Below are 24,269 nucleotides of genomic sequence, written 5' to 3' on the forward strand. Positions count from 1 at the left end.
CGACCGAAGCGTCGACCCTGTTCGACCGCCTGATCGCGACCGCCATCGCGCGCCGCTGGCTGGTGATGCTGGCCGTGCTGGCGATGGCCGGCATCGGCGTCTACAACTATGGCCGGCTGCCGATCGACGCGGTGCCGGACGTGACCAACGTCCAGGTCCAGATCAATACCGCGGCGCCGGGCTACTCTCCGCTCGAAACCGAACAGCGCATCACCTATCCGGTCGAGGCGGTGCTGTCGGGCCTGCCGCACCTGGAACAGTTCCGCTCCCTGTCGCGCTACGGCCTGTCGCAGGTGACGGTGGTGTTCGAGGAGGGCACCGACATCCACTTCGCGCGCCAGCTGGTCAGCCAGCGCCTGCAGGATGCGCGCGAAGGGCTGCCGGCCGGCGTGATCCCGACCCTGGGTCCGATCGCGACCGGCCTGTCCGAGATCTACCAGTGGACCGTGGAGACCGAGCCGGGCGCGAAGAAGCCGGACGGGACGCCCTATACGCCCACTGACCTGCGCGAGATCCAGGACTGGATCATCAAGCCGCAGTTGCGCACCGTGCCGGGCGTCACAGAGATCAACTCGATCGGCGGCTTCGACAAGGAATACCTGGTGGCCCCGAACACGGCCACGCTGTCGTCGTATGGCCTCGAACTGGCCGACATCGTCAATGCATTGGAGCGCAACAACAGCAACGTCGGCGCCGGCTACATCGAGCGCGAAGGCGAGCAGTACCTGGTGCGCGCGCCGGGCCAGGCCGCGTCGATCGACGACATCGGCAATATCGTCGTCACCAGCATCCGCGGCATCCCGGTGCGGGTGCGCGACGTGGCCGAGGTGACGATCGGTCAGGAGCTGCGCACCGGCGCCGCCACCGAGAATGGCGTGGAGGTGGTGCTCGGCACCGTGGTGATGCTGATCGGCGAGAACAGCCGCGCGGTGTCGAAAGCGGTCGACGCGCGCATGCTCGAGATCAACCGCAGCCTGCCGAAGGGCGTCAAGGCCGTCACGGTCTACGATAGAACCGTCCTGGTCGAGCGGGCCATCGCCACGGTGCGCAAGAACCTGGTCGAGGGCGCGATCCTGGTGGTGGCGGTGCTGTTCTTCTTTCTTGGGAACCTGCGCGCGGCGCTGCTCACCGCCATGGTGATCCCCTTGTCGATGCTGTTCACCTTCAGCGGCATGGTGGCTAACCAGGTCAGCGCCAACCTGCTCAGCCTGGGGGCATTGGACTTCGGCATCATCGTCGACGGCGCCGTGGTGATCGTCGAGAACTGCGTGCGGCGCCTGGCCGCCGCCCAGCACCGGCTGGGGCGCATCCTCACGCGCGAGGAGCGCTTTGCGGAGGTGTTCGAGGCGGCGCGCGAGGCGCGCCGGCCGCTCATCTACGGCCAGCTGATCATCATGATCGTCTACCTGCCGATCTTCGCCCTGACCGGCATCGAGGGCAAGATGTTCCACCCGATGGCCTTCACCGTGGTGTTCGCGCTGCTGGGCGCGATGATCCTGTCGGTAACCTTCGTGCCGGCCGCCGTGGCGCTGTTCATCGGCCGCTCGGTCGAGGAAAAGGAAAGCCGCGTGATGGGCGCGGCGCGCCGCTGGTATGCGCCGGCGCTCGACTATGCGCTGGCCAACCGCGCCGTGATGCTGGTGTTCGCGGCGGTGGTGATCGCGCTTGCCGCCCTGATGGCCACGCGCCTGGGCACGGAGTTCGCGCCGAATCTCGACGAGGGCGACATGGCGGTGCTGACGATGCGCGTGCCCGGCACGAGCCTGACCCAGTCGGTCAGGATGCAGCAGCAGATCGAGACCGTCTTGATGCGCGAATTCCCCGAGATCGCGCGCGTGTTCGCCCGCATCGGCACCGCCGAGATCGCGTCCGATCCGATGCCGCCCAGCGTGGCCGACAGCTACATCATTTTCAAGCCCGAGAAGGAGTGGCCAAGGGTTGGAAAAGGCGCGAGGCGTTCGCGCGCCGAAGTCGAAAGCGCGATCCGCGCGACGCTCGAAGGCCTGCCCGGCAACAACTACGAATTCAGCCAGCCGATCCAGCTGCGCGTGAACGAACTGATCTCGGGCGTGCGCAGCGACGTCGCCGTCAAATTGTTCGGCGACGGCCTGGGCGTGCTCGGCGCCACCGCCAGCGAGATCGCCGCCGCCCTGCGCCGGGTGCCGGGCGCCAGCGAGGTGCAGGTGGAGCAGACCAGCGGCCTGCCCATGCTGCAGATCCGGGTCGACCGCGAGCGCGCCGCGAGGATGGGCCTGAACATCGGCGACGTCCAGGAAATGATCGCCACCGCCACCGCCGGCCGCGCCGCCGGCACCCTGTTCGAGGGCGACCGCCGCTTCGACATCGTGGTGCGCCTGCCGGAAGCCGTGCGCGGAGATATCGACGCGCTGCGCCGGCTGCCGGTGGCGCTGCCCGGCAGTGCTGAAGGCATGCGCAGCTTCATCGCCCTGGGCGAGATCGCCAGCTTCGAGGTGGCGCCCGGCCCCAACCAGCTCAGTCGCGAGCAGGGCAAGCGCCGGGTGGTGGTCAGCGCCAACGTGCGCGGGCGCGACATCGGCTCCTTTGTCGCCGATGCGCGGGAGCGCATCGCGCGGGAGGTGCGCATCGCGCCCGGCTACTGGATCGCCTGGGGCGGCCAGTTCGAGCACCTCGCCAAGGCCGCCGAGCGCCTGCGCCTGATCGTGCCCGCCTCGCTGCTGCTGGTTTTCGTGCTCCTTTACCTGGTGTTCAACAATGTGCGCGACGGCTTGCTGGTGTTCACCGGCATCCCGTTCGCCCTGGCCGGCGGCGTGGCGGCCCTGTGGGCGCGCGGGATCCCGTTGTCGATTTCGGCGGCGGTCGGCTTCATCGCCTTGTCCGGAGTGGCCGTGCTCAACGGCCTGGTGCTGATTTCCTTCATCCGCAGCCTGCGCCAGGACGGCATGGCGCTGCCGGACGCGGTGCGCCAGGGGGCGCTGGCGCGCCTGCGGCCGGTCTTGATGACGGCGCTGGTCGCCTCGCTCGGCTTCGTGCCGATGGCGCTGGCGGTCGGCACCGGGGCCGAGGTCCAGCGGCCGTTGGCCACGGTGGTGATTGGCGGGGTATTGTCGTCGACCGTCCTGACGCTGCTTTTGTTGCCGGTTTTATATGAATGGACGCATCGCGCGCGACCCGCGCGGGCTTCTTTGCCATTCGTGCGCGCGTTTTTTCGCCGAAACAGTGAAAATATCCCATAGACAACCGTGCGCCACGTATTGCTCTATATGAAAATGGTATAGTTGGATGTTTAACAGAAATTTGTCCGCGCCGGCGGCGGAAAGCGGCCCCAGGCGCGGCGCCAATCACCATTTCAAGGGATAAGACAGATGAGCATGAAGGATTACGCGGATCGCATCAGCCAGACAGTCCTGGACCAGGAGGCCGCGATCGGCGCCGAATGGCTCTCCCAGCTCGAAGCGCTGAGCGTGCGCAGCAACGCCGCCGCGCGCGAACAACTGCGTTCGCACTGCAACCACTTCCTGAAAGCCTTCGCCACTGCCACCCGCGGCGGCGAACTCGAAAACATCGACCACCGTTCGTGGGACGAACTGCGCGACCTGCTGGCCGAGATCTCGTCGACCCGCGCCAAGTCGGGCTCGACCCCGAGCGAGACCGCCACCTTCGTGTTCTCGCTCAAGCAGCCGCTGTTCGCGCGCCTGCAGGCGGCATTCGCCGGCGACGCCGAAGGCCTGGCCGCGGCATCGTGGATCGTCAACACCCTGCTCGACAAGCTGGGCCTGTACACCATCGAGGTGTTCCAGAAGACCAAGGACCAGATCATCGTGCGCCAGCAGCAGGAGCTGCTGGAGCTGTCCACGCCGGTGGTCAAGCTGTGGAACGGCATCCTGGCGCTGCCGCTGATCGGCACCCTGGACTCGGCCCGCACCCAGGTGGTGATGGAAAACATCCTGCAAAAGATCGTCGACACCGGCGCCATGATCGCCATCATCGACATCACCGGCGTGCCGACCGTCGACACCCTGGTGGCCCAGCACCTGATGAAGACCATCGCCGCCGCGCGCCTGATGGGCGCCGACTGCATCATCAGCGGCATCCGCCCGCAGATCGCGCAGACCATCGTGCACCTGGGCGTGAACCTGGAAGACGTGATCACCAAGGCCACCCTGGCCGACGCCTTCCTGGTGGCGCTCGAGCGCACCGGCGCCTCGATCACCATCAAGCACGCCTGAGGCCAGCGCCATGGAACGCATTCCGATCCTGCGCATGGGCGACCTGCTCCTGGTGACGATCCAGGTCGACATGCATGACCGTCTCGCCATGCAGCTGCAGGACGACCTGACCGAGCGCATCGTGAGCGACGGCGCCAAGGGGGTCCTGATCGACATCTCGGCGCTCGACCTGGTCGACTCCTTCATCGGCCGCATGATCAGCAACACCGCCGCCATGGCGCGCGTGCTCGACGCCCGCACCGTGGTGGTCGGCATGCAGCCGGCGGTGGCGATCACCCTGGTCGAGCTGGGCCTGACCCTGCATGGCGTGAAGACCGCGCTGAACGTCGAGAAGGGCATGGCCCTGCTCGGAAAGAGCTACAGATAATGGTCGACGCGCATACCGATGCCGTCCTGTTCGAGACGCATCTGCTCGATCATCACCGCCAGCAGCGCACCGGCCGGTTGACCCTGCCGCTGCGTTCGGACGAGGACGTGGTGGGCCTGCGCAAGCAGGTGCGCGAACGCGCCGTGGCGCTCGCGCTGTCGCTGGTCGACCAGACCAAGCTGGTGACGGCCGCCAGCGAACTGGCGCGCAACACCATCAAGTACGGCGGCGGCGGCGAAGTCCACCTCGACGCGCTCGACGACGGCCTGCGCAAGGGCATCGGCCTGCTGTTCGTCGATGCCGGGCAGGGCATTCCCGACATCGACAGCGCCCTGCGCGATGGCTTTACTACCGGAGGCGGATTGGGCCTGGGCCTGGGCGGCTCCAAGCGCCTGGTCGACGAGTTCGACATCGACAGCCGTCCCAAGGAGGGCACCGCGGTGCTGATCGTCAAATGGAAGCGCTGATCAGTTCCCAGTCACCGCAGCACGTGTTCGCCGTATCCCACGCCAGCGACGTCGCCGCCGTGCGCCGCGCCGGACAGAAGCTGGCCGAGTCGCTGGGTTTCAACGAGACCCGCGCCGGCCAGCTGGCCCTGATCATCACCGAAGCAGCCACCAATATCCTCAAGCACGCCGGCGAAGGCCAGATCCACGTCGGCCCGGCGCAGTCGCCCGCCGGCATCGGCGTCGACGTGCTCGCGCTCGACCGCGGACCGGGCATCGCCGACCTGTCCAGCAGCCTGGTCGACGGCGTCTCGACCGCCGGCACCGCCGGCACCGGCCTGGGCGCACTGCACCGCCTGTCCGACGAATTCGACGTGTATTCGACGCGCGGCGACGGCGCCGCCTTCTTCATGCGCCTGTGGCGTGACGTGCCCAGCCCCGACCCGTGCGGGGTCGAGGTCGGCGCGCTGTGGAGTCCGATCCGGGGCGAGGACGTGTGCGGCGACGGCTGGGCGGTCGCCTGCGGCGGCGGCGGCGCGACCCTGCTCGCGGCCGACGGCCTGGGCCACGGTCCGGACGCGGCGCGCGCGGCCAGTGCGGCGATCGGGGCGCTGGGCGAGCGCGGTCCGGTCGCGGCGGGCGAGCTGGTGCATGCGGCGCACGAGGCCTTGCGGCCCACGCGCGGCGCTGCGCTGGCCGCGGCGCGCATCGATTTCGCGGCCGACGAGCTGCGCTTCGCCGGCGTCGGCAATATCGGCGCGATCGCGATCGCGATCGACGATGGACGCCGCGCGCTGGTGTCGCACAACGGCATCGTCGGCCACAACGTGCGCAAGGTGCAGGAGTTCGCGGTGCCGTTCGGTCCCGGCGCGCTGTGCATCCTGCATTCGGACGGCATCGAAACCCGCTGGGACCTGGACAAGTACCCGGGCCTGCAGGGCCGCAGCCCGGCCCTGATCGCGGCGATCCTGATGCGCGACTACATCCGCGGCCGCGACGACGCGATGGTGCTGGTGGTGCGCCGTCTGGCGGGGCGCGCATGAGCCGCGCCATGCGCATCCTGAGCGTCGGCCTGGACAGCGACCAGGACGTGGTGCTGGTGCGCCAGCGCGCGCGCCAGATCTCGGCGCTGCTGGGCTTTTCGCAGCAGGACCAGGTGCGCATCGGCACCGCCGTCTCGGAAGTGGCGCGCGGCGCCTGCCACCAGGGACCGGGCGGACGCGCGCAGTTCCAGCTGCGCGAGAACGAAGGCCGCCAGCACCTCGAGGTGCTGGTCAGCGGCGGAACGCGCCCGCCCAGCGCCGACGCGCCGGAAACCGAGTCGCTGCGCGAGCTGGCGATCATCACCGCGCACCGCCTGATGGATGCCTGCGAGGTCGATCCGGGCGATGCCGGCGCCTCCACCGTCACCGTGCGCAAGGCGCTGCCGCGCCACGAGCACGTCACTTCGGCCCGCCTGGCCGAGATCGGCGCGCGCCTGGCCGACAGCCCGGTGTCGAACCCGGTGCACGAGCTGCAACTGCAGAACCAGGAATTGCTGGCCACCCTGGCCGAGCTGCGCGAACGCCAGGACGACCTGCTGTCGCTGACGCGCGAGCTGGAAGACACCAACCGCGGCATCGTGGCGCTGTACGCCGAGATCGAGGACAAGGCCGAGCGCCTGCGCCGCGCCGACGAAATGAAATCGCGCTTCCTGTCCAACACCAGCCACGAATTGAGGACGCCCTTGTCGTCGATCCGCGCGCTGGCCCAGCTGCTGCTCGACCGCATGGACGGCGACCTGACCGAGGAACAGGAACGGCAGGTGACGTTCATCGCCAATGCCGCCAGCGACCTGTCGGAACTGGTCAACGACCTGCTCGACCTGGCCAAGATCGAGGCCGGGCGGGTCGAGACCCACGTCGAGCCGGTGGTGGTCGAGAACCTGTTCCGCGCGCTCAAGGGCATGCTGCGCCCGTTGGTCGACGAGGCGCGGGTGGAACTGATCTTCGAGCCGTCCGGCATCGAAGAGCCGTTTTATTCGGACGAAGGCAAGATCTCGCAGATCCTGCGCAACTTCATCTCGAACGCGCTGAAGTTCACCGAGCAGGGTTCGGTGCTGGTGTTCGCCGCGCACGATCCGGAAGCCGACACCATCGCCTTCGCGGTGGCCGACACCGGCATCGGCATCAGTCCCGACAACCTGCAGCTGATCTTCGAGGAGTTCAGCCAGATCGAGCACCCCTTGCAGCGCCGCAGCAAGGGCACCGGACTTGGCCTCCCCCTGTGCCGCAAGCTGGCCGACCTGCTCGGTGGCCGGGTCGACGTATCGAGCACGCTGGGCGTGGGCTCGACGTTTACACTGACCCTGCCGCGCACGCCGCCAAACACATTGCCAAATATATCGCCCCAAGCGACCATGGATCCTGATGGAACCGCATCATGAATAGTCATCCGACCCAGATTCTCAACGTCGACGACAACGACGGTGCCCGCTACGCCAAGACCCGCATCCTGCAGAGCGCCGGCTTCGACGTCATCGAAGCGGCCAACGGCACCGATGCGCTCGAGATGGTCAAGCGCCACCTGCCGGCGCTGGTGCTGCTCGACGTCAAGCTCCCCGACATCAACGGCATCGAGGTGTGCCGCCGCATCAAGGCCGAATCGGACAGCAGCAGCGTGCTGGTGCTGCAGACCTCGGCCGCGCTGACCGGCCGCGCCGACAAGATCCGCGGCCTGGAGGGCGGCGCCGACAACTACCTGGCGGCGCCGATCGAGGCCGATGAACTGATCGCCAACGTCAACGCGCTGCTGCGCATGCGCCGCATCCAGGTCGACCTGCGCGACAGCGAAGAGCGCTTTCGCCAGCTGACCGACAATATCGACGACGTGTTCTGGATGTTCTCGGTGCCGGGCCGCCGGCTGGTCTACGTCAGCCCGGCCTATGCCGCGGTGTGGGGCAGCAGCGCCGAGGCGCTGCGCGAGGAGCCGTCCGGCTGGCTCGAGGCCGTGCATGCCGACGACCGCGCGCGCCTGGCCGCCCGCTGGGAGCGGCTGGCGGAGGAACCCCACTACGACGAGGAATTCCGCATCCACGGCGCCGACGGCCAGCTGCGCTGGGTGCGCGACCGCCTGTTCCCGGTGCGTGACGTCCGCGGCCAGGTGTACCGGGTGGCGCGCATGAGCAGCGACATCACGGCGCGCAAGGAAATGGAAGCGCTGCTGCGCACCGCCGACAGCAACAAGAACCAGTTCCTGGCCACCCTGGCGCACGAGCTGCGCAATCCCCTGAGCCCGATCCGTAACGCGGCGGCCCTGCTGGGCGCCAGCGGCGAGGGCGCGGCCGAGCGCCAGGCGCGCGCGCGCGACGTGATCACGCGCCAGGTCGACCACCTGGCACACCTGGTGGACGACTTGCTGGACGTGGCGCGCATCTCCGAAGGCAAGATCGTGCTGCGCAACGAAGAGGTCGACCTGAAGGGCGTGATCGCGCAGGCGATCGAGACCGCGGCGCCGCTGATCGCCGCGCGCGAGCACAGCCTGGACGTGCGCCAGCCGCAGGAAGACCTGTGGGTGACGGGCGACCCGGTGCGCCTGGCCCAGTCGGTCGGCAACCTGCTGCACAATGCGGCCAAGTTCACGCCGGCCGGCGGCGCGATCATCCTGGGCGTGGAAGTGAGCGGCGAGGGAGCTGGCCAGCGCGTGCGCATCTCGGTGCGCGACAACGGGATCGGCATCGATGCCGACAACTTGCCGCGCATCTTCGGCATGTTCGCCCAGGCCGCGGTGCCGCCGGACCGCGCGCCGGAGGGGCTGGGCATCGGCCTGTCGCTGGTGTCGCACCTGGCCGAGCTGCATGGCGGCCGGCTGGAAGCGGCCAGCCCGGGCGTCGGCCAGGGCAGCACCTTCACGATCGAACTGCCGCTGTTGCGCGCCGCGTCCGGCGCGCCCGTGGCCGCGCCGCAGGAAGCCGAAGACGCCAACGCATCCGGCATGCGCGTGCTGCTGGTGGACGATAACGTCGACGCCATGGAGATGATGGGCTTCCTGCTGGCCGAGATGGGCTACCAGCCGGTCACCACGGCCGACGCCGGCGAGATCGAGACGCTGGCGCTGCGCCACAAGCCGCAGGTGATCGTGCTCGACATCGGCCTGCCGGGCGTGGACGGCTACCAGGTCGCGCGCCGCATCAAGGGCAATCCGGCGCTGGCGCACATCCGCCTGGTGGCGCACACCGGCTACGGCTCGCCCGAAGACCGGCGCCGCGCCCAGGAGGCGGGCTTCGACGCGCACCTGGTCAAGCCGGCCGAGTTGTCGGACCTCGAAGCGGCGCTGCGGGGCGGCTGATCCGCCACGCAGGGAACGACGATCACGCCAGCAGCGCCACCGCCTTCACCTGCGCCCACAGCGCACATCCCGGCTCCACCGCCAGCTCGCGCCGCGAGCGCTCGGTGATGCGCGCCAGCAGCACGGTCGCGCCGATCTTCAAACGCACCAGCACCTGGCCCGGCGTCGTGGACGGACCCACCGCATCGACGACGGCCGGCAGGATGTTGGTGATGCTGCTGCCGCGCGGGCGCTCGAGCGCCAGGCTGACGTCGCGCGCATGGATGCGGCAGCGCACCCGGCTGCCGATGGCGGCGTCGCGCCGACCGACCAGCAGCACGCCGCCGGGAAACGCCAGGTGCGACAGGCCGTCGGCGTCGCGTTCGGCGAGCACGGTCTCGATCATCACGCCGGCATCGTCCTCGAAGTTCGCCGCCAGGTCGAGCCGCGCGAGCGTGTCGGCCAGCGGTCCGCTGGCCAGCACCCGTCCCTGCTCCAGCACCACCAGGTAGTCGGCCAGGCGCGCCACTTCGTCGGCCGAGTGGCTGACATAGACCACCGGCAGCGCCAGCTCGTCGTGCAGGCGCTCGAGATAGGGCAGGATTTCCTGCTTGCGCTTCATGTCCAGCGCCGCCAGCGGCTCGTCCATCAGCAGCAGGCGCGGCGAGGCGAGCAGGGTGCGCGCGATCGCGGCGCGCTGGCGTTCGCCGCCCGACAGCGTGGCCGGGCGCTGGTCCAGCAGGTGTCCGATGCCGAGCAGTTCGGTCACGGGCCCGAGCTCGAAGCGGCGCGCGCCCGGCGCCAGGCGCTTGAGGCCGAACTCCAGGTTGGCGCGCACGTCGAGATGGTCGAACAGGCTCGCCTCCTGGAACACGTAGCCGATGCCGCGCCGGTGGGTCGGCACGTACACGCCGCGCGCATCGTCCTGCCAGGTTTCGTCGCCCACGGCGATGACGGCGCCGGGCGCCCGTTCCAGTCCGGCCAGGATGCGCAGCAGCGTGGTCTTGCCCGAGCCGGAATGGCCGAACAGCGCGCTCACGCCGTGGTCCGGCAGGTCGAGGTCGGCGTCGAGGGTGAAAGCGCCCCGATCGATTCTTGCCTTGATGCGGATGCCGCTCATCGGCGCGTCCCCCTGACAGATTGCGGATACAGCGTGTACAACACCAGCAGCACCACGAACGAGAACACCAGCATGCCGCCGGCCAGCCAGTGGGCCTGCGCGTATTCCATCGCTTCCACGTGGTCGTAGATCTGGGTCGAGACCACGCGCGTCTTGTCGGGGATGTTCCCGCCGATCATGAGCACCACCCCGAACTCGCCGATGGTGTGGGCGAAGCCGAGGATGGCGCCGGTGACGAAGCCGGGCCGCGCCAGCGGCACCACCACCGACCAGAAGGCGTCCCAGGGCGTGGCGCCCAGCGTGGCCGCCACTTCCAGCGGGCGCGTGCCGACCGCCTCGAAGGCATTCTGCAGCGGCTGCACCACGAAGGGCAGCGAATAGAACACCGAACCGATGACGAGGCCGGTGAAGGTGAAGGACAGCGTGCCCAGGCCCAGCGCCGTGGTCAACTGGCCGAGCGGACCGTCGGGGCCCATCGCCAGCAGCAGGTAGAAGCCGATCACGGTCGGCGGCAGCACCAGCGGCAGCGCGACCACCGCCCCGACCGCGTGCCGCAGCCTGGACTGGGTGCGCGCCAGCCACCAGGCCAGCGGCGTGCCGAAGACCAGCAACAGCAGGGTGACGACCGTGGCCAGCCTGAGCGTCAGCCAGATCGCGGCGAGATCCGAACCATCCAGCATCCGTTCAGACTTCGTAGCCGAAGGTGCGGATCAGCGCTTTCGCCTTGTCGGTGCGCAGGTATTGCAGCAGCGCCTGGGCCGCCGGGTTGCCGGCGCCCTTGGCCAGCAGCGCCGCGTCCTGGCGGATCGGCTCGTGCATGGTGGCCGGGACGATCCAGCCCGAACCCGACGTGAACTTGCCGTCGCGCCAGACCTGGGCCTGGGCCACGAAGCCCAGTTCGGCATTGCCGGTGCTGGCGAACTGCCAGGCCTGGGCGATGTTCTCGCCCTGGACGATGCGCGGCTGCACGCTCTCGTACAGGCCAAGCTTGCGCAGGGTGGCGACCGCCGCGGCGCCGTACGGCGCGGTCTTCGGATTGGCGATCGCCAGGTGCTTGTAGCTGCCGGTCTTGAGCACATTACCGCCGGCATCCACGACGCCGCCCCTGGCCGACCACAGCACCAGGCGGCCGACCGCGTAGGTGAAGCGGCTGCCGGCCGCGACGTGGCCCTCGGTTTCGAGCCTGGCCGGGGTGTCGTCGTCGGCCGCCAGCAGCACCTCGAACGGCGCCCCGTTGCGGATCTGGGCGTAGAACTTGCCGGTGGCGCCGGTGGCGACGACGGCCTTGTGGCCGGTGTCGCGCTGGAATTGCTCGGCCAGCTTTTCCATCGGACCGGCGAAGTTGGCGGCGACCGCGACCTGCACCTCGCCGGCGTGCGCCGTCCCCATGACAGTCAGTATGGCGATCAGGCTGGCAAGGCGTTTCATGTCATTTCTCCAGATAAGGATGGGAACATCGTGGTAGCCTGCTGGTCTGATGAGCAAGCGCTATTTACTTAAGTATATAACGAAACGGCAGGCGACAATAGATGAGCAAGGATGACAAGCGCATCGGCCTCGACGGCAAGGTCTGGATGACGGTCGGCGGCGAGAACCTCGGCGGCGGCAACCGGGTCGAACTGCTGGCGGCGATCGGGCAGCTCGGCTCCATTACCGGTGCGGCCAAGGCGGTCGGCCTGAGCTACAAGGCGGCCTGGGATGCGATCGACACGATGAACAATCTCGCGGGCGAGGCGCTGGTCGAGCGCGTCACCGGCGGCAAGGGGGGCGGCGGTACGCGGCTCACGGCGCGTGGCCGGCAGCTGGTGGACAATTTCAGGATGATCGAGCAGGTGCACCATGACTTTCTCGACCGACTCAACCGCCAGGCCGGCGACGTGGTCGACGACCTGGCACTTTTTACGAGGTTCAAGATGAGGACCAGCGCACGCAACCAGTTCTTCGGCACGGTGGCCCGGGTGGCGCGCGGCGCCGTCAACGACGAGGTCGAGCTCGAGATCGCGGGCGGGCAGACGATCGTCGCCATCGTCACGCGCGAGAGCGCGGAGAATCTCGGGCTGGCGCCGGGCCGGCAGGCCTTCGCGCTGGTCAAATCGTCGTCGGTGATCGTGATGACGGCCGGCGACGGCGCGCGGCTGTCGGCGCGCAACCGGCTGCAGGGCCAGGTCACGCGGCTGATGCGCGGCGCGGTCAACTCCGAGGTCGTGATCGCGCTGGCGGGCGGCGGCAGCGTGGCGGCCACCATCACCAATGAAAGCGTGGATGCGCTCGAACTGGCCGAGGGCGCGGCGGCAACCGCGCTGTTCAAGGCCTCGAGCGTGATCCTGGGCGTGCCGGACTAGTCGTCTACTGGCCGCACAGATGCTGCACCGCGACCAGCCGCGGCGGCGGATCGCAGCGGCACAGGCACAGGTCGCCGTCGAGGGCGTATTGCCGGCCGTCGTGGCGCGCCGGCAGGCGTGGGCCGTCGAGCCCGATGATGCCGGTCGTTCCGCAGACGGGACAGGACACCTGGTCGCCTTCGAGCGCGACCTTCACGCCGTCGAGCGCCAGCAGCGAGCTGGCCGAGGTCACGGTGCCGCCGGCCGTGGTCGAGGCGCCAAGCGTGATGTAGTAGCGCGTTGCCATGTCTCACTCCTTGTATGCAAGGCTGCAGCATAAGGATGGACCGGGAAGCCGGTCTTGACAACTCATAAAAAGGCCCCGCGAGGGTCGCGGGGCCTTCGGGCCAGGATGTGCCTTTGGATTACTTGTCCGTCACGGTGAACGCGCCATACGGCTTGAGCTGTTCCTCGAGCTTGGACGGATCGCCGACCACCACGATCGACTGGTTCTCGGGCGAGAAATACTTCCTTGCCACGGTGCGCACCTGCTCCGGCGTGACCTTCTGGATCTTCGGCACGTATTCGCCCAAAAATTCCGGCGGCAGGCCGACCAGCCAGTTGGCGGCCAGGGTACTGGCGACCGAACGCTGCAGCTGGTTGCTGAGCAGGTAGCCGCCCGCGACGTAGCGCTTGTTCATGTCCATTTCCTTGGCCGGCACCAGCTCGGCGCCCAGGCGCTTGTATTCCTTGAAGTACTCTTCCAGCGAAGCGCCGGTGACTTCATTGCGCACGTCGGCGCCGCCCACCATCATGCCGCCCGCGCGGCTCATGCGCGCGCCGGCCGAGGCGCCATAGGTATAGCCCTTTTCCTCGCGCAGATTGGTGTTGATGCGGCTCGAGAACCCGCCGCCCAGGATGGTGCTGGTCAGGCGCAGCGGGATCTGGTCCGCCGCGCTGGCCGCGATGCCGGGGCTGCCCAGGCGCAAGGTCGACTGCACGCTGCCGTCGCGCTTGAGCAGGATGCGCGCCGGCTTGACGCCGGCGCTGGCTGCCGGGGTGTCGGGCAGGGCTGCGCCGCTGGCCTTCCAGTCGCCGAAGGCAGCCCTGGCAAGCTTCATGGCCTCAGCCTCGCTGATGCGGCCGGTGACCACCAGCAGCGCACGGTCGGGACGGAAGCGCTTCGCGTGCTCGGCGCGCAGCATTTCGGCGCTGACGGCGTTGATCGACTCGACCGTCGGGTCGGTGCGGCCATACGGGTGGTCGGCATACACGGCCTTCTTGATCGCGCGCTCGGCGCGGAATCCCGGCTGGGTCTCGGACACGCGCAGCGACTGCAGCGCATTGGCCTTGGCCAGCGCCACTTCGTTCTCGGGGAAGGATGGCTGGCGCGCGATCTCGGCCATCAGGTTCAGCATGGCCGGCGCCTGCGAGGCGAGGGCGTTGGCGGACAGGATGATGCCGTCGGCGGCCGGGCTGGCCGCCACTTCGCCGCCCATGCCCTGGGCCGCTTCGGCGATGGCGCGCGAGTCGCGCTTGGCGGTGCCTTCGTTGAGCATGCCGGCCAGCATGGCGGCAAAGCCGCTCTGGTTCGGCGCGTCGGCCGCGAAGCCGGCGCCGCGCAGCGCCAGCACGTAGTCCACGCGCGGCAGGCCCTGGCGCGGCACGACCCACACGGTCAGGCCATTGGAGAGGGTCTGCTTGGCGATCTTCGGCGCCGGGATCGATTTTTCCTGGCCGTAGGCGGGCATGCCGGACGGCGTCCCGGCGTCGGCGGAATGGGCCGCCGGCGCGAATGCGAGAGAAACGGCAAGTGCGAGCATCAGTTTGTTCATGATGCGCTCCTTATTTGGTGTTGGTGGTGGCCGAGGCGGTCTTGGCCGCTTCGATCATGGCGGCCGGCTTGCGGTCGATGACGGTGCGGTTGGCCGGCACCAGGTAGGTCTTGACCGCGCGCTGGATGTCGTTCGAGGTCACGCCCTCGATCCAGCCCGGGATCTTGTTGACCACGTTGGCGTCGCCCCACAGGGTCTGCAGCTTGGCCAGGGTGTCGGCGCGGTTGACGAAGCTTTCCAGCTTGTTGTTCCAGTCGGCCAGCATGCGCGTCTTGACGCGCTTCAGGGTGGCATCGTCGACGCCGTCCTTCGCGATCCTGGCGATCTCTTCGTCCATCGCCTTGAGCACGGCGTCGGCGCTGCTGTCCGGCTTGTACAGCGCGAACACGGTCATCAGGGTCGGGCCGTTGTATTCCCATGGGCTGGTCAGGCCGAACATGGTGTCGACGTTGAGGGCGATCTCGCGGCCCTTCACCAGGCCCTGGTAGAACAGCGAGGCGTCGCCGCCGCCCAGCAGCTCGGCCAGCACCGCGATCGGCGCCTGGTCGCGGCTGCCGCGTTCCGGCACCTTCCAGGCCGCCGCGATGGCCGGCACCTGGGCCAGGGCGTCGCTCTGCTCCAGCCGTTTTTCGGCGGTGTTCAGCGGCTCCGAGAAATCGGTGCCCTTCGGCACCGGGCGCGCCGCGATGCCGCCGAAGTATTTCTCGGCCAGCGCGAAGCCCTGCTGCGGCGTGATGTCGCCGGCGATCGCCAGCACCGCATTGTTCGGGCCGTAATAGTCGCGGTGGAAGGCGCGCACGTCGTCCAGGCTGGCGTTTTCCAGGTCTTCGAAGCTGCCGTAGCCGTCGTGGTTGTTCTCCCATTTCTGGAAGGCGTGCTGGCTGATGTCGATCCACATGAAACCGCCGTAGGGCTGGTTCTTGACGTTGACGCGGATCTCTTCCTTGACCACGTCCTGCTGGTTCTTCAGCGTGGTCGGGTTGAAGTCCAGCGTCTTCATGCGGTCCGCTTCCAGCCACAGGATCGGCTCCAGGCTCGATGCCGGGGCGGTCTCGATGTAATTGGTGAAGTCGGGGCGGGTCGAGCCGTTGTTCCAGCCGCCGCCGGCAGTGATGGTGGTGTCGAACACGCCCTTCGGCGCGTTCGGCGTGCCCTGGAACATCAGGTGTTCGAACAGGTGGGCGAAGCCGGTGCGGTTCTTCGGCTCGAGGCGCATGCCGACGTGATACACGACCGAGACGCCGACGGTCGGCGAGCTGCGGTCTTCGGACACGATGACGGTCAGGCCGTTGTCGAGCTTCTTGGTATTGACCGGCAGGGTCCACTGGTCGCTCGGGGCGGCGAAGGCCGAGATCGACAGGGTGAGCCCGGCCATCAGGACAGGTAATTGGCGCATGCGCATGGAGACCTCATGATGAATGGTAGGACGACGGCGGCGAGCCGTCGGCGGCTCATCTTAGCGCAATGGCATGTTGTTAAGTGGTCTTTTTATTGTGCCATCGCATCTTATGCTGACGTCATGCAGACGGCATCCATCGCCGGCGTGTGCATTTCGGGCGGCGATTCGTGCAGTTCGTCGCATCGGCCATCGACCCGCCTGGCTTTCAGGCTATAGTTGCAACATGACAAGTCCCGGCGCGAGGCCGGCGCAAGAATTTACTGGAGAGAATGGATGAACCACCTGATCAAGCTGGGCGCCGCCATTGCCGTGCCGTGCGCCTTGTTCTGTGCGGCGATCGGCGTCGCCGAGGCCGCGCCGGAGACGAGCAGCGAGACCCGTCCGATCGACGCGCGGGTGGTGCGCGTCAAGCTCGAGGGGGTGGGGGACCTGAGGATCCGGCAGGGGGCGACCCCGGCCCTGGTGCTCACCGGCGATGCGCGCCTGCTGTCGCGGACCACGACGTCGCAGAAAGGGGATACCCTGAACATCGAGACCGAGGGCCGCAATGCCGGCTTCAGCTTCGGCCGTTCGTCCGGCCTGCAGGCCGAACTGGTGCTGCCGAACCTGCAGGCGGTGTCGTCGGAAAGCGTCGGTTCCACCGTCGTCAGCGGGTTTGCCGGGGAGACGCTGAACATCAATCTCGATGGGGCGGGCTCGATGTATGTATCATCGTCGGAATACCGCACCATCAAGGCCAGCCTGGGCGGCGTCGGCAACCTCAAGATCCAGGGCGTCAATAGCGAGCACGTCGACCTGAGCCTGGGCGGGGCCGGCTACGTGACCCTGAGCGGGCGCAGCAAGAACCTCAGGGCCGAACTCGGCGGATTGGGCGGGCTGGACGCCCAGGCCTGCACGGTCGAGGCGGTCACGCTGGACTTGTCCGGTCTCGGCAACGCCACCGTCAACGCGCAGCGCAGCGCCAACCTCGCGCTGTCGGGCATGGGATCGGTGACGGTGTTCGGCAAGCCGGCCAATCGCAAGGTCGCCCTCGATGGCCTGGGCAAGGTCAACTGGAAATAACGATCCAGATTCTGTGCACGAGACATGAAAAAAATACTCCTTGTGACGCTGCTTGCCATCGGCCTGCAACTCGGCCTGCAGACGAGCGCCCGGGCCGGCTTTGCGGAGGGCGCGAGCGCCTACAACGCCCGCAACTATGCACTGGCATTGAAAGAAATCAGTCCACTGGCCAAGGCCGGCAATCCCGACGCCCAGCACCTGCTGGGCCTGATGTATTACATGGGCCGCGGCGTCACGCGCGACTACAAGCAGGCTTTCGCCTGGCACCTGAAGGCGGCCGAGCAGGGCAAGGCCGACGCCCAGTACGTGGTCGGCGCCATGTATTACACCGGCAATGCCGTGCCGCAGGACCAGAAACACGCCGTGGGCTGGTTCCGCAAGGCGGCCGAGCAGGGCAACCCCGACGCCCAGCACGCGCTCGGGCTGATGTACCGCTACAGCGTGGCCGGCGTGCCGCAGGATGCGGTGCTGGCCTATATGCTGTACAACCTGGCCGCGGCCGGCGGCCACCGCAATGCCGTCGAGCAGCGCGCCGCGATCGCCAAGAAAATGACGCAGGAACAGGTTGAAGAAGCGCAGGCCTTGTCGCGCACCTGGAAAGTGGGCACGGCCCTGCCGGTCGCGTCGAAGACCGGCGCCAACCTGTAGGCATTCAGCGGGTATTGGGCAGCGGCATCGCCTCGCCCAGCGCCTGGTAACCACGGTCGTTCGGGTGCAGGTGGTCGCCGCTGTCATAGGCCGGCAACAGCCGGCTCGGACGCGCCGGATCGCGCAGCACGCGGTCGGCGTCGAACACCGCATCGAACTCGCCGCTGCTGCGGATCCAGGCATTCACCGCCTGGCGCAAGGTTTCCTTTTCGACCGAATACTGGATCGAATGCGACGCCGCGCCTTCGAACGGCGCCAGCGTCGCGCCGATCACCGCGATGCGCGCGGCGCGGGCGCGCGCGATCAGCTGGCGATAGCCGGCCACCATGTCGTCCAGCGTGACCGGATTGGCCGCCGACCCGTTGCCGATATCCTCGATGCCGACCATCAGCACCAGCTGGCGCGCGCCGCTCGTGGCCAGCACGTCGCGCTCGAAGCGCGCCAGGGCGTTGCGTCCGGCCAGCGGGTTGGCCGGGTTGTCGCCGAGCAGGCGGTTGCCGGCGATGCCCCGGTTGATCACGCCAAGACGCGCACCGGCGTCGCGCTCGGCCTGCAGGCGCCGCGCCAGCACGTCGGTCCAGCGCCGGTTGGCGTCACTGGTGCTGCGCGCGCCGTCGGTGAGCGCGTCGCCCAGCACGACGATGGCGCCGCGCATGCCGTCGACTTCCAGCGCCGTCAGGAAAGGCCAGGCCGTGATCGTGCGCTGGACCGGCAGGCTGGCGCTGGCGGTATGGTCGCCGGTGGACGACACATAGCTGGTCTGGCGCGCCTGGCCGTGCAGGGTGGGCGCCTGCACGGCGCCCGGCAGGTACAGGCTGACGGCCACCTGGGCGAGCGGCGGCAGGTGCAGTTCGACCGGGTCGGACAGCGCCGGCGCGCCGGCCGGGATCGTCACGCCGGCGCGCCCGCCGAACGTCAGTGCGCGGTCGGTGCCGGGCGCCACGTCCGAACCCTGGGCGCGCAGGCCGATGCGCGCGGCGCCGATCCGCAGCGGCGTCAACCCCAGCTCGTTCGACAGGCGGATGCGCACACGGTTGCCGCCCACGCTGGACTGGACGACCAGGCGCAGGGTCTGGTCAGTGAAGGTGTGCGGGCTGGCGTCCGCAGGCGGTCCGGCCGGCGCCGCGCCCCAGCTCGCGGTCCAGTGGCTGGTGTCCCATGATTGGGCTGCCGCCGGCTGGCCGGCCAGGGTGATGGCGGCGGCCAGCATGGCGCTGGCCAGCAGCATGCGGCGCAATGCGGGTGTGAGGTAAACCTGCGGCAATAGCCGGCGCGCGGCCGCGGCGAGGGCGGACAGGAAACGGTTCATGTGCTGCTCCATCGGGCGCCCATGCGATACGCATGAGCTCGTAATGACAATCTAGTCTTGTCGGGCGATGTGGAAAAGATGGCAAGCGGCCAGTTCGTTGCGCGAAATCGAAGGCCACTTTGATTGCGATTCCAGCAAGAAAATTCCGACCATCTAAAGTTGGCGGTAAGCGATCTGGCGAACTGAGCAGATTGCCGATGCGGTCCAGCATGAGGCTGGATACATCGATGAGGAGATGACGATGGCGGATGTTGAATTGACGATGACGACCCAGGTGCCGGTCTCGACCCAGGAAGCCTGGGCCTGGTCGACTTCGCTCCGGAGCGTGCGCGCCGAGATGCGGCCTTTGCTGAAGCTCGTGTTTCCCAAGGGGATGACGGATATCGGCGCCAATACGATGCTCGGCAAGTCGCTGGGCCGGTGCCAGTTCTTGCTGTTCGGCTTGTTTCCGGTCGATATGTCGAAGCTGACGTTTACCGAGATCGTGCCGGGCCACCGCTTCGTCGAGCAGTCGCAACTGCTCTCGATGCACACCTGGCGGCACGAGCGCGTGATCACGCCGGCGGCCGACGGCCGCGGCGCCCTGATCACCGACCGTCTGGCGTTTTCTCCCCGTTTCGCCACGCCGGTCGTGCGCGCCATGGTCAAGCTGCTGTTCGCGCACCGGCACAAGATGCTGGCGCGCGCGCTGGGCGCGCAAAGCCAGGAAATTGCCCAAAACAGCGATGGAAGGGCGCGCCGGGACAGGTCCGCGTGGTAGGCTTCGGCTTCGATTCACTCGCGCGCGCCTGTCAATACAGTGGCAATGGCGCGGCGACCATTTGGAGCATGTATGTTGATTGCCACTCACGGCGGCAAATTCCACGCGGATGATGCGTGGGCGGTCGCCGTCCTGAAGGTGCTGTTCCCCGAGGCGGACGTCGTCCGCACCCGCGAACAGGCCAGGATCGATGCCGCCGACTTCGCGATCGACGTCGGCGGGGTCTGGGACCCGGCCACTGGCCGCTTCGACCACCACCAGAAGGAATTCGACGGCGCCCGCGCATCCGGCGTGCCCTATGCCAGCGCCGGCCTGGTCTGGCGCGAGTATGGCGCGCGCTGCGTCGCCGCCCTGGCCGAGCGCCATACCGGCGAGCGGCTGGCGGACGACACGGCCCAGCAGATCGCCTACGCGATCGACGCCGACATCGTGCAATACCTCGACCTGTCGGACGTCGGCGTGGCCAAGAATGCGCCGGGCAGCTATGGCTTGTCGGCAGTGGTGTCCGGCTTCAATCCCGGCTGGCTCGACGAGCAGCGCCTGGGCTATGGCGAGGCGGTGGAGGTCTACCGCATGGGCCAGTTCATGCGCGCCGTCGAGTTCCTGACCGACATCATGGGCAACGCCGTGCGCTACCGCGTCGGCGCGATGCTGGCCGTGACCCAGGTGCGCCAGGCCGAGGTGCTCGAAGACTGCAGGCTCCTGTTCCTGAAGAACGCCGCGCTGCCCTGGAGCAGTGTGGTGCGCAAGGAAATGCCGAAGGTGCTGTTTGTCATCAGCCACAGCTTGACCGAACAGCGCTACATGCTGCACACGGTCTCGGTCGACACCGAGAGCTTCGACGCCAGGGCCGACCTGCCGGAAGCCTGGGCCGGCCTGCGCGAAGCCGAGCTGGCGGCCGTCACCGGCGTCGAGGACGCCGTGTTCTGCCACACCGGCCGCTTCATCGCCGCCGCCCGGACCTATGCCGGCGCCCTCAGCATGGCGCGCCAGGCGCTGGCGGCTGTCGAGCAGGGGGCCTAGCAACGCGCACGGCGGCGCGCAAGCCGGCCCCGACTCCCGTACAATTACGGTTTTGCTAACACGGGAGCAACCATGCGCGCCATCGAGATCACCCAGCCCGGCAAGCCGGAAGTCCTGCAACTGTGCGAGCGCCCGACGCCGGCCCTGAAAGCCGGCGAAGTGCTCATCAAGGTCCATGCGGCCGGCATCAACCGGCCCGACGTGCTGCAACGCCTGGGTAAATACCCGGTGCCACCCGGCGCCTCCGATCTGCCGGGCCTGGAGGTGGCGGGCGAGATCGTCGACGGCGACCTGGACGGCAGCGATTTCAAGAAGGGCGACCTGGTGTGCGCGCTGGTGCAGGGCGGCGGCTATGCCGAATACTGCGCCGCGCCGCTCGCGCAATGCCTGCCGGTGCCGCAAGGCCTGAGCGCGCTCGAAGCGGCCACCTTGCCGGAAACGTATTTCACGGTGTGGAGCAATGTATTCGACCGCGCCCGCCTGTCCGCGGGCGAGAGCCTGCTGGTGCAGGGCGGCAGCTCCGGCATCGGCGTGACCGCGATCCAGCTGGCCAAGGCGTTGGGCCACCGTGTGTTCGCCACCGCCGGCAGCGCGGACAAATGCCGCGCCGTCGAGGCGCTCGGCGCCGAACGCGGCATCAATTACCGCGACGAGGATTTCGTCGCCGTGGTCAAGGAACTCACGAACGGCAAAGGTGTCGATGTAATTCTGGACATGGTCGCGGGAGATTATGTGGCGCGCGAGATCGATTGCCTGGCCGACGATGGCCGCCTGGTCGTGATCGCGCTGCTGGGCGGCGCGCGCGCCGACCTCGACATGGGGCAGGTGCTGCGGCGCCGTCTGACGGTCACCGGCTCGACCTTGCGTCCGCGGCCGGTCGACTTCAAGGCGGCGATCGCGCGCCAGCTGCGCGAGCACGCCTGGCCGCTGTTCGCCCAGGGCAAGATCAAGCCGGTGATCCATCAGGTCTTCCCCTTGGCGCAGGCGGCTCAGGCGCATGCCCTGATGGAGTCGAGCACCCACGTCGGCAAGATCGTGCTGCAGGTGCAGCCAGGCTGACACAGTTGAAAAAGGGGCGTGCCGGCCGGGCCAGGAAGGCCTCGCGGGCACGCAGTGGCGGCGGTTTCCAGGCAAAAATCAGCGAGCTGAACAGCTCAGCCTTTGTTTGACCGCCATATGATCGACCGCTAGAATAGCGGGTTATTTGACATGGGGTAGTATGCGTCCCAAACTCGTCGTGGGTAACTGGAAGATGAACGGCAGCCGTGCAGCCAATGCACAGCTGCTGCAAGGTATTCTCGCTGGATTGAACGAGGCGGGCGCCGCGAGCGCCGTCTGCGTCCCCGCTCCCTACCTGTTCCAGTGTGAACAACTTCTCGCAGGCAGTGCCATGGCCTGGGGCGCGCAAGACGTCGCGACCGAGCCGTGCGGCGCCTTTACCGGCGAAGTCTGTTCCTCGATGCTGCAGGATTTCGGTTGCCGTTACGTGATCGTCGGCCACTCCGAGCGCCGCGCCTACCATGGCGAATCGAACGACCTCGTCGCGCGCAAGGCCAGGGCGGCGCTGGATGCCGGCCTGACCCCGATCGTGTGCGTCGGCGAAACGCTGGACCAGCGCGAGGCGGGCGCCACGCAGGACGTGGTCGGCGCCCAGCTCGACGCGGTGCTGGAAGTGGTGGGCGCGGATGCCGTACCGAAGCTGGTGCTGGCCTACGAGCCGGTGTGGGCGATCGGCACCGGCAAGACGGCGACGCCGGCGATGGCGCAGGAAGTGCATGCCTTCTTGCGTGATAAATTGCGCAGCCGCAACGCCGAGGCGGCCGAAAACGTACAAATCCTTTACGGCGGCAGCATGAAGCCGGAGAATGCAGGCGATCTGATGGCGCAGCCGGATATCGATGGCGGCCTGATCGGTGGGGCTGCATTAAAGTCGAGTGATTTTCTCGGGATTATTCGGGCCGCTTAGGCGGAGCGCTAAGCAAGCTGAATAAAACCTGCTTCAAAGCATCATGAATTTTCGAATCTTTTGAAAATATAAGAAATTTAAAAACGTTGTTTTAAACTTGGAATGGAATTGCAATGATCTGGTTCAATTTGATTATCGTCGTGCAGGTTGTTTCGGCCCTGGCCATTATCGGCCTGGTGCTGATGCAGCACGGTAAGGGCGCCGACATGGGCGCGGCCTTCGGTTCGGGCGCATCGGGCAGCCTGTTCGGCGCCTCGGGTTCGTCGAACTTCCTGTCGAAGTCGACCGCCGTGGCGGCCGCCATCTTCTTCGGCTCGACCCTGGCCCTGGCCTATATCGGCAACAGCGGCAGCGGCGAAAGCGGCGGCGGCGTCATGGGCCGCGTGACCGTGCCGTCGAGCCAGGCGCCAGCTACCGGCATCCCTGGCGGCGCACCGGCCCAGACCGCGCCGGCCGACGTGCCGACCCTGCCGGCCAACAATGCCGCACCGGCCGCAGCCATTCCAGCCACCCCGGCCCCGGCCGCGCCGGCAACCGAGGTCCCGGCAGCGCCGGCGCCGGCAGCTCCGGCGAAGTGATTATCGCCCGGCGCGGCTAACGCGCCACAATAAGAACATGCAAACGCGCCGTTTATCGGCGCGTTTGTCTTTTTGGGCGTAGAATATTGCGGCGCGTGAATGGACTTGCCGAATCCGCTGGTGAGTGCGGCTAGGACATTGATCGCGCACCTGCGGGAAGAATGTCGCCAGGAGTGGGCAAGTAATTGCCGGCTCATCGAATAATCGGCGACGTGATTCAAAAAAATCGCAAATATCCTTGTGATTACGCAATTTGAGCATTGATAAGTAATGCTAAGGCAGGGTAAAATACTGGTCTCCAGCCGACGTGGTGAAATTGGTAGACACGCTATCTTGAGGGGGTAGTGGCGCAAGCTGTGCGAGTTCGAGTCTCGCCGTCGGCACCAAAATTTAGAAAGAAAGCCAGCAAGGGCGCACGAGTTTTTCCTCATGCCTGAGCTGGCTTTTTTACGAGGATCGTCGTCCGGTCCTGGTGGCAGGCTTGAAGCCAGGTTCGCACGATTCGGTGCTGCATCCCTACGCAGCATTTCATTAACCGATCGTTCAGGAAGCTTCAGCTGTGAACCTCGAAAACTATCTCCCCGTTCTTCTCTTTATCCTGGTTGGCATCGGCGTCGGTGTCGCCCCGCAGGTGCTTGGCCGCCTGCTGGGCCCGCACAAGCCCGACGAAGCCAAGCTGTCCCCGTATGAATGCGGCTTCGAAGCCTTCGAAGACGCACGCATGAAGTTCGACGTCAGGTACTACCTGATCGCGATCTTGTTCATTTTGTTTGATCTGGAAACGGCATTCTTCTTCCCATGGGGCGTCTCGATGCGCGAGCTGGGTTGGACCGGTTTCATCACGATGATGGTGTTCATCGCCGAGTTCGTGGTCGGTTTCTGGTACATCTGGAAGAAAGGTGCCCTTGATTGGGAATAAGCC

23 protein-coding genes and 1 tRNA gene are annotated in these 24,269 nt (G+C 67.5%); 17 read left to right on the top strand and 7 right to left on the bottom strand.

Annotation, left to right across the window (positions count from 1 at the left end; genetic code table 11):
* Positions 1 to 17: 17 nt before the first annotated feature.
* The 7 genes from HMPREF9710_RS11175 (at position 18) to HMPREF9710_RS11205 (ending at position 9,347) form a co-directional block, all read left to right on the top strand.
* Positions 18 to 3,215 (top strand): efflux RND transporter permease subunit, encoded by a 3,198-nt coding sequence (locus tag HMPREF9710_RS11175; RefSeq protein ID WP_051205102.1) that lies wholly within the window; start codon positions 18 to 20, stop codon positions 3,213 to 3,215.
* A 129-nt stretch (positions 3,216 to 3,344) separates the two neighbouring features.
* Positions 3,345 to 4,208: an STAS domain-containing protein gene (locus tag HMPREF9710_RS11180; protein ID WP_005666382.1), complete on the top strand. Its 864-nt coding sequence runs from the start codon at positions 3,345 to 3,347 to the stop codon at positions 4,206 to 4,208.
* Between the two features lie 10 nt (positions 4,209 to 4,218).
* The gene (locus HMPREF9710_RS11185) at positions 4,219 to 4,575 is read left to right on the top strand and encodes an STAS domain-containing protein (protein ID WP_005666383.1); all 357 of its coding nucleotides are present in this window, start codon (positions 4,219 to 4,221) and stop codon (positions 4,573 to 4,575) included.
* Positions 4,575 to 5,042, top strand: coding sequence for an anti-sigma regulatory factor (locus HMPREF9710_RS11190; RefSeq protein WP_005666385.1), 468 nt, complete (start codon positions 4,575 to 4,577; stop codon positions 5,040 to 5,042). Before HMPREF9710_RS11185 ends, HMPREF9710_RS11190 begins: the two co-directional genes overlap by 1 nt.
* A complete protein-coding gene (locus tag HMPREF9710_RS11195; protein WP_005666387.1) occupies positions 5,030 to 6,064 on the top strand; it encodes an ATP-binding SpoIIE family protein phosphatase in 1,035 nt (344 codons plus the stop codon). Before HMPREF9710_RS11190 ends, HMPREF9710_RS11195 begins: the two co-directional genes overlap by 13 nt.
* A gap of 8 nt (positions 6,065 to 6,072) precedes the next feature.
* On the top strand, positions 6,073 to 7,446 hold the full coding sequence (locus HMPREF9710_RS11200; RefSeq protein ID WP_229409779.1) for an ATP-binding protein: 1,374 nt from the start codon (positions 6,073 to 6,075) through the stop codon (positions 7,444 to 7,446).
* On the top strand, positions 7,443 to 9,347 hold the full coding sequence (locus HMPREF9710_RS11205) for an ATP-binding response regulator (protein ID WP_005666392.1): 1,905 nt from the start codon (positions 7,443 to 7,445) through the stop codon (positions 9,345 to 9,347). Before HMPREF9710_RS11200 ends, HMPREF9710_RS11205 begins: the two co-directional genes overlap by 4 nt.
* A 22-nt stretch (positions 9,348 to 9,369) precedes the next feature.
* Here HMPREF9710_RS11205 and modC read toward each other — a convergent pair whose 3' ends face one another.
* Genes modC through modA form a run of 3 tightly spaced genes read right to left on the bottom strand, consistent with a single transcriptional unit; the run spans position 9,370 to position 11,874 of the window.
* Complete coding sequence (gene modC, locus HMPREF9710_RS11210) at positions 9,370 to 10,446, bottom strand: molybdenum ABC transporter ATP-binding protein (protein WP_005666394.1); 1,077 nt, start codon at positions 10,444 to 10,446, stop codon at positions 9,370 to 9,372.
* Positions 10,443 to 11,126 carry a molybdate ABC transporter permease subunit gene (modB, locus tag HMPREF9710_RS11215; protein ID WP_005666396.1) on the bottom strand — a complete coding sequence of 228 codons (684 nt, stop codon included), beginning with the start codon at positions 11,124 to 11,126 and terminating at the stop codon, positions 10,443 to 10,445. The genes modC and modB overlap by 4 nt, the downstream gene beginning before the upstream one ends.
* A 4-nt stretch (positions 11,127 to 11,130) precedes the next feature.
* A complete protein-coding gene (gene modA, locus HMPREF9710_RS11220; protein ID WP_005666397.1) occupies positions 11,131 to 11,874 on the bottom strand; it encodes a molybdate ABC transporter substrate-binding protein in 744 nt (247 codons plus the stop codon).
* 101 nt (positions 11,875 to 11,975) lie between these two features.
* On the opposite strand from modA, the gene HMPREF9710_RS11225 reads away from it, so the two are divergent.
* Complete coding sequence (locus HMPREF9710_RS11225; RefSeq protein ID WP_005666399.1) at positions 11,976 to 12,788, top strand: TOBE domain-containing protein; 813 nt, start codon at positions 11,976 to 11,978, stop codon at positions 12,786 to 12,788.
* Positions 12,789 to 12,792: 4 nt separating this feature from the next.
* On the opposite strand, the gene HMPREF9710_RS11230 is transcribed toward HMPREF9710_RS11225, so the two are convergent.
* The 3 genes from HMPREF9710_RS11230 to HMPREF9710_RS11240 form a co-directional block, all read right to left on the bottom strand.
* Positions 12,793 to 13,074 carry a PAAR domain-containing protein gene (locus HMPREF9710_RS11230; RefSeq protein WP_005666401.1) on the bottom strand — a complete coding sequence of 94 codons (282 nt, stop codon included), beginning with the start codon at positions 13,072 to 13,074 and terminating at the stop codon, positions 12,793 to 12,795.
* Positions 13,075 to 13,192: 118 nt separating this feature from the next.
* A complete protein-coding gene (locus tag HMPREF9710_RS11235) occupies positions 13,193 to 14,602 on the bottom strand; it encodes a M16 family metallopeptidase (protein ID WP_005666403.1) in 1,410 nt (469 codons plus the stop codon).
* Positions 14,603 to 14,612: 10 nt separating this feature from the next.
* Positions 14,613 to 15,998, bottom strand: coding sequence for a M16 family metallopeptidase (locus HMPREF9710_RS11240; RefSeq protein WP_229409780.1), 1,386 nt, complete (start codon positions 15,996 to 15,998; stop codon positions 14,613 to 14,615).
* Positions 15,999 to 16,274: 276 nt separating this feature from the next.
* Between HMPREF9710_RS11240 and HMPREF9710_RS11245 the strand changes: the two genes are divergently transcribed.
* Together HMPREF9710_RS11245 and HMPREF9710_RS11250 are read left to right on the top strand one after the other, a co-directional pair.
* Complete coding sequence (locus tag HMPREF9710_RS11245; protein WP_005666407.1) at positions 16,275 to 17,063, top strand: GIN domain-containing protein; 789 nt, start codon at positions 16,275 to 16,277, stop codon at positions 17,061 to 17,063.
* 24 nt (positions 17,064 to 17,087) lie between these two features.
* Positions 17,088 to 17,711, top strand: a complete 624-nt coding sequence (locus HMPREF9710_RS11250) for a tetratricopeptide repeat protein (protein ID WP_005666409.1) — start codon at positions 17,088 to 17,090, stop codon at positions 17,709 to 17,711.
* A 4-nt stretch (positions 17,712 to 17,715) separates the two neighbouring features.
* Here the strand turns inward: HMPREF9710_RS11250 and HMPREF9710_RS11255 are convergent, their stop codons facing one another.
* Positions 17,716 to 19,020, bottom strand: coding sequence for an SGNH/GDSL hydrolase family protein (locus tag HMPREF9710_RS11255; RefSeq protein ID WP_005666411.1), 1,305 nt, complete (start codon positions 19,018 to 19,020; stop codon positions 17,716 to 17,718).
* 241 nt (positions 19,021 to 19,261) lie between these two features.
* Here HMPREF9710_RS11255 and HMPREF9710_RS11260 point away from each other — a divergent pair, with 241 nt between their 5' ends.
* The 7 genes from HMPREF9710_RS11260 to HMPREF9710_RS11290 all read left to right on the top strand — a co-directional run bounded on the left by HMPREF9710_RS11260 (position 19,262) and on the right by HMPREF9710_RS11290 (position 24,266).
* Positions 19,262 to 19,780 carry an Rv1443c family protein gene (locus HMPREF9710_RS11260; protein ID WP_005666413.1) on the top strand — a complete coding sequence of 173 codons (519 nt, stop codon included), beginning with the start codon at positions 19,262 to 19,264 and terminating at the stop codon, positions 19,778 to 19,780.
* Positions 19,781 to 19,852: 72 nt separating this feature from the next.
* Entirely contained in the window at positions 19,853 to 20,803 is a 951-nt protein-coding gene (locus HMPREF9710_RS11265) for an MYG1 family protein (RefSeq protein ID WP_005666418.1), read from the top strand.
* Positions 20,804 to 20,875: 72 nt separating this feature from the next.
* A complete protein-coding gene (locus HMPREF9710_RS11270) occupies positions 20,876 to 21,862 on the top strand; it encodes an NAD(P)H-quinone oxidoreductase (RefSeq protein WP_005666421.1) in 987 nt (328 codons plus the stop codon).
* 160 nt (positions 21,863 to 22,022) lie between these two features.
* On the top strand, positions 22,023 to 22,769 hold the full coding sequence (tpiA, locus tag HMPREF9710_RS11275) for a triose-phosphate isomerase (RefSeq protein WP_005666422.1): 747 nt from the start codon (positions 22,023 to 22,025) through the stop codon (positions 22,767 to 22,769).
* A gap of 113 nt (positions 22,770 to 22,882) precedes the next feature.
* Complete coding sequence (secG, locus tag HMPREF9710_RS11280; protein WP_005666424.1) at positions 22,883 to 23,347, top strand: preprotein translocase subunit SecG; 465 nt, start codon at positions 22,883 to 22,885, stop codon at positions 23,345 to 23,347.
* 301 nt (positions 23,348 to 23,648) lie between these two features.
* Positions 23,649 to 23,733 (top strand) — tRNA-Leu (locus HMPREF9710_RS11285).
* A 173-nt stretch (positions 23,734 to 23,906) separates the two neighbouring features.
* Positions 23,907 to 24,266: an NADH-quinone oxidoreductase subunit A gene (locus HMPREF9710_RS11290; RefSeq protein ID WP_005666426.1), complete on the top strand. Its 360-nt coding sequence runs from the start codon at positions 23,907 to 23,909 to the stop codon at positions 24,264 to 24,266.
* Positions 24,267 to 24,269: the final 3 nt, after the last annotated feature.

Source organism: Massilia timonae CCUG 45783 (assembly GCF_000315425.1).
GTDB lineage: Bacteria > Pseudomonadota > Gammaproteobacteria > Burkholderiales > Burkholderiaceae_D > Telluria > Telluria timonae.

Excerpts from the sequence above, each read along its gene's own strand:
- HMPREF9710_RS11195 (WP_005666387.1), top strand. The coding sequence starts at position 5,030 with ATGGAAGCGCTGATCAGTTCCCAGTCACCGCAGCACGTGTTCGCCGTA.
- HMPREF9710_RS11190 (WP_005666385.1), top strand. The coding sequence starts at position 4,575 with ATGGTCGACGCGCATACCGATGCCGTCCTGTTCGAGACGCATCTGCTC.
- HMPREF9710_RS11230 (WP_005666401.1), bottom strand. The coding sequence starts at position 13,074 with ATGGCAACGCGCTACTACATCACGCTTGGCGCCTCGACCACGGCCGGC.
- HMPREF9710_RS11225 (WP_005666399.1), top strand. The coding sequence starts at position 11,976 with ATGAGCAAGGATGACAAGCGCATCGGCCTCGACGGCAAGGTCTGGATG.
- HMPREF9710_RS11265 (WP_005666418.1), top strand. The coding sequence starts at position 19,853 with ATGTTGATTGCCACTCACGGCGGCAAATTCCACGCGGATGATGCGTGG.
- HMPREF9710_RS11205 (WP_005666392.1), top strand. The coding sequence starts at position 7,443 with ATGAATAGTCATCCGACCCAGATTCTCAACGTCGACGACAACGACGGT.
- HMPREF9710_RS11250 (WP_005666409.1), top strand. The coding sequence starts at position 17,088 with ATGAAAAAAATACTCCTTGTGACGCTGCTTGCCATCGGCCTGCAACTC.
- modA (WP_005666397.1), bottom strand. The coding sequence starts at position 11,874 with ATGAAACGCCTTGCCAGCCTGATCGCCATACTGACTGTCATGGGGACG.
- HMPREF9710_RS11245 (WP_005666407.1), top strand. The coding sequence starts at position 16,275 with ATGAACCACCTGATCAAGCTGGGCGCCGCCATTGCCGTGCCGTGCGCC.
- HMPREF9710_RS11255 (WP_005666411.1), bottom strand. The coding sequence starts at position 19,020 with ATGAACCGTTTCCTGTCCGCCCTCGCCGCGGCCGCGCGCCGGCTATTG.
- modC (WP_005666394.1), bottom strand. The coding sequence starts at position 10,446 with ATGAGCGGCATCCGCATCAAGGCAAGAATCGATCGGGGCGCTTTCACC.
- HMPREF9710_RS11260 (WP_005666413.1), top strand. The coding sequence starts at position 19,262 with ATGGCGGATGTTGAATTGACGATGACGACCCAGGTGCCGGTCTCGACC.
- HMPREF9710_RS11240 (WP_229409780.1), bottom strand. The coding sequence starts at position 15,998 with ATGCGCCAATTACCTGTCCTGATGGCCGGGCTCACCCTGTCGATCTCG.
- HMPREF9710_RS11270 (WP_005666421.1), top strand. The coding sequence starts at position 20,876 with ATGCGCGCCATCGAGATCACCCAGCCCGGCAAGCCGGAAGTCCTGCAA.
- secG (WP_005666424.1), top strand. The coding sequence starts at position 22,883 with ATGATCTGGTTCAATTTGATTATCGTCGTGCAGGTTGTTTCGGCCCTG.
- HMPREF9710_RS11200 (WP_229409779.1), top strand. The coding sequence starts at position 6,073 with ATGCGCATCCTGAGCGTCGGCCTGGACAGCGACCAGGACGTGGTGCTG.
- HMPREF9710_RS11235 (WP_005666403.1), bottom strand. The coding sequence starts at position 14,602 with ATGAACAAACTGATGCTCGCACTTGCCGTTTCTCTCGCATTCGCGCCG.
- HMPREF9710_RS11180 (WP_005666382.1), top strand. The coding sequence starts at position 3,345 with ATGAGCATGAAGGATTACGCGGATCGCATCAGCCAGACAGTCCTGGAC.
- tpiA (WP_005666422.1), top strand. The coding sequence starts at position 22,023 with ATGCGTCCCAAACTCGTCGTGGGTAACTGGAAGATGAACGGCAGCCGT.
- modB (WP_005666396.1), bottom strand. The coding sequence starts at position 11,126 with ATGCTGGATGGTTCGGATCTCGCCGCGATCTGGCTGACGCTCAGGCTG.
- HMPREF9710_RS11185 (WP_005666383.1), top strand. The coding sequence starts at position 4,219 with ATGGAACGCATTCCGATCCTGCGCATGGGCGACCTGCTCCTGGTGACG.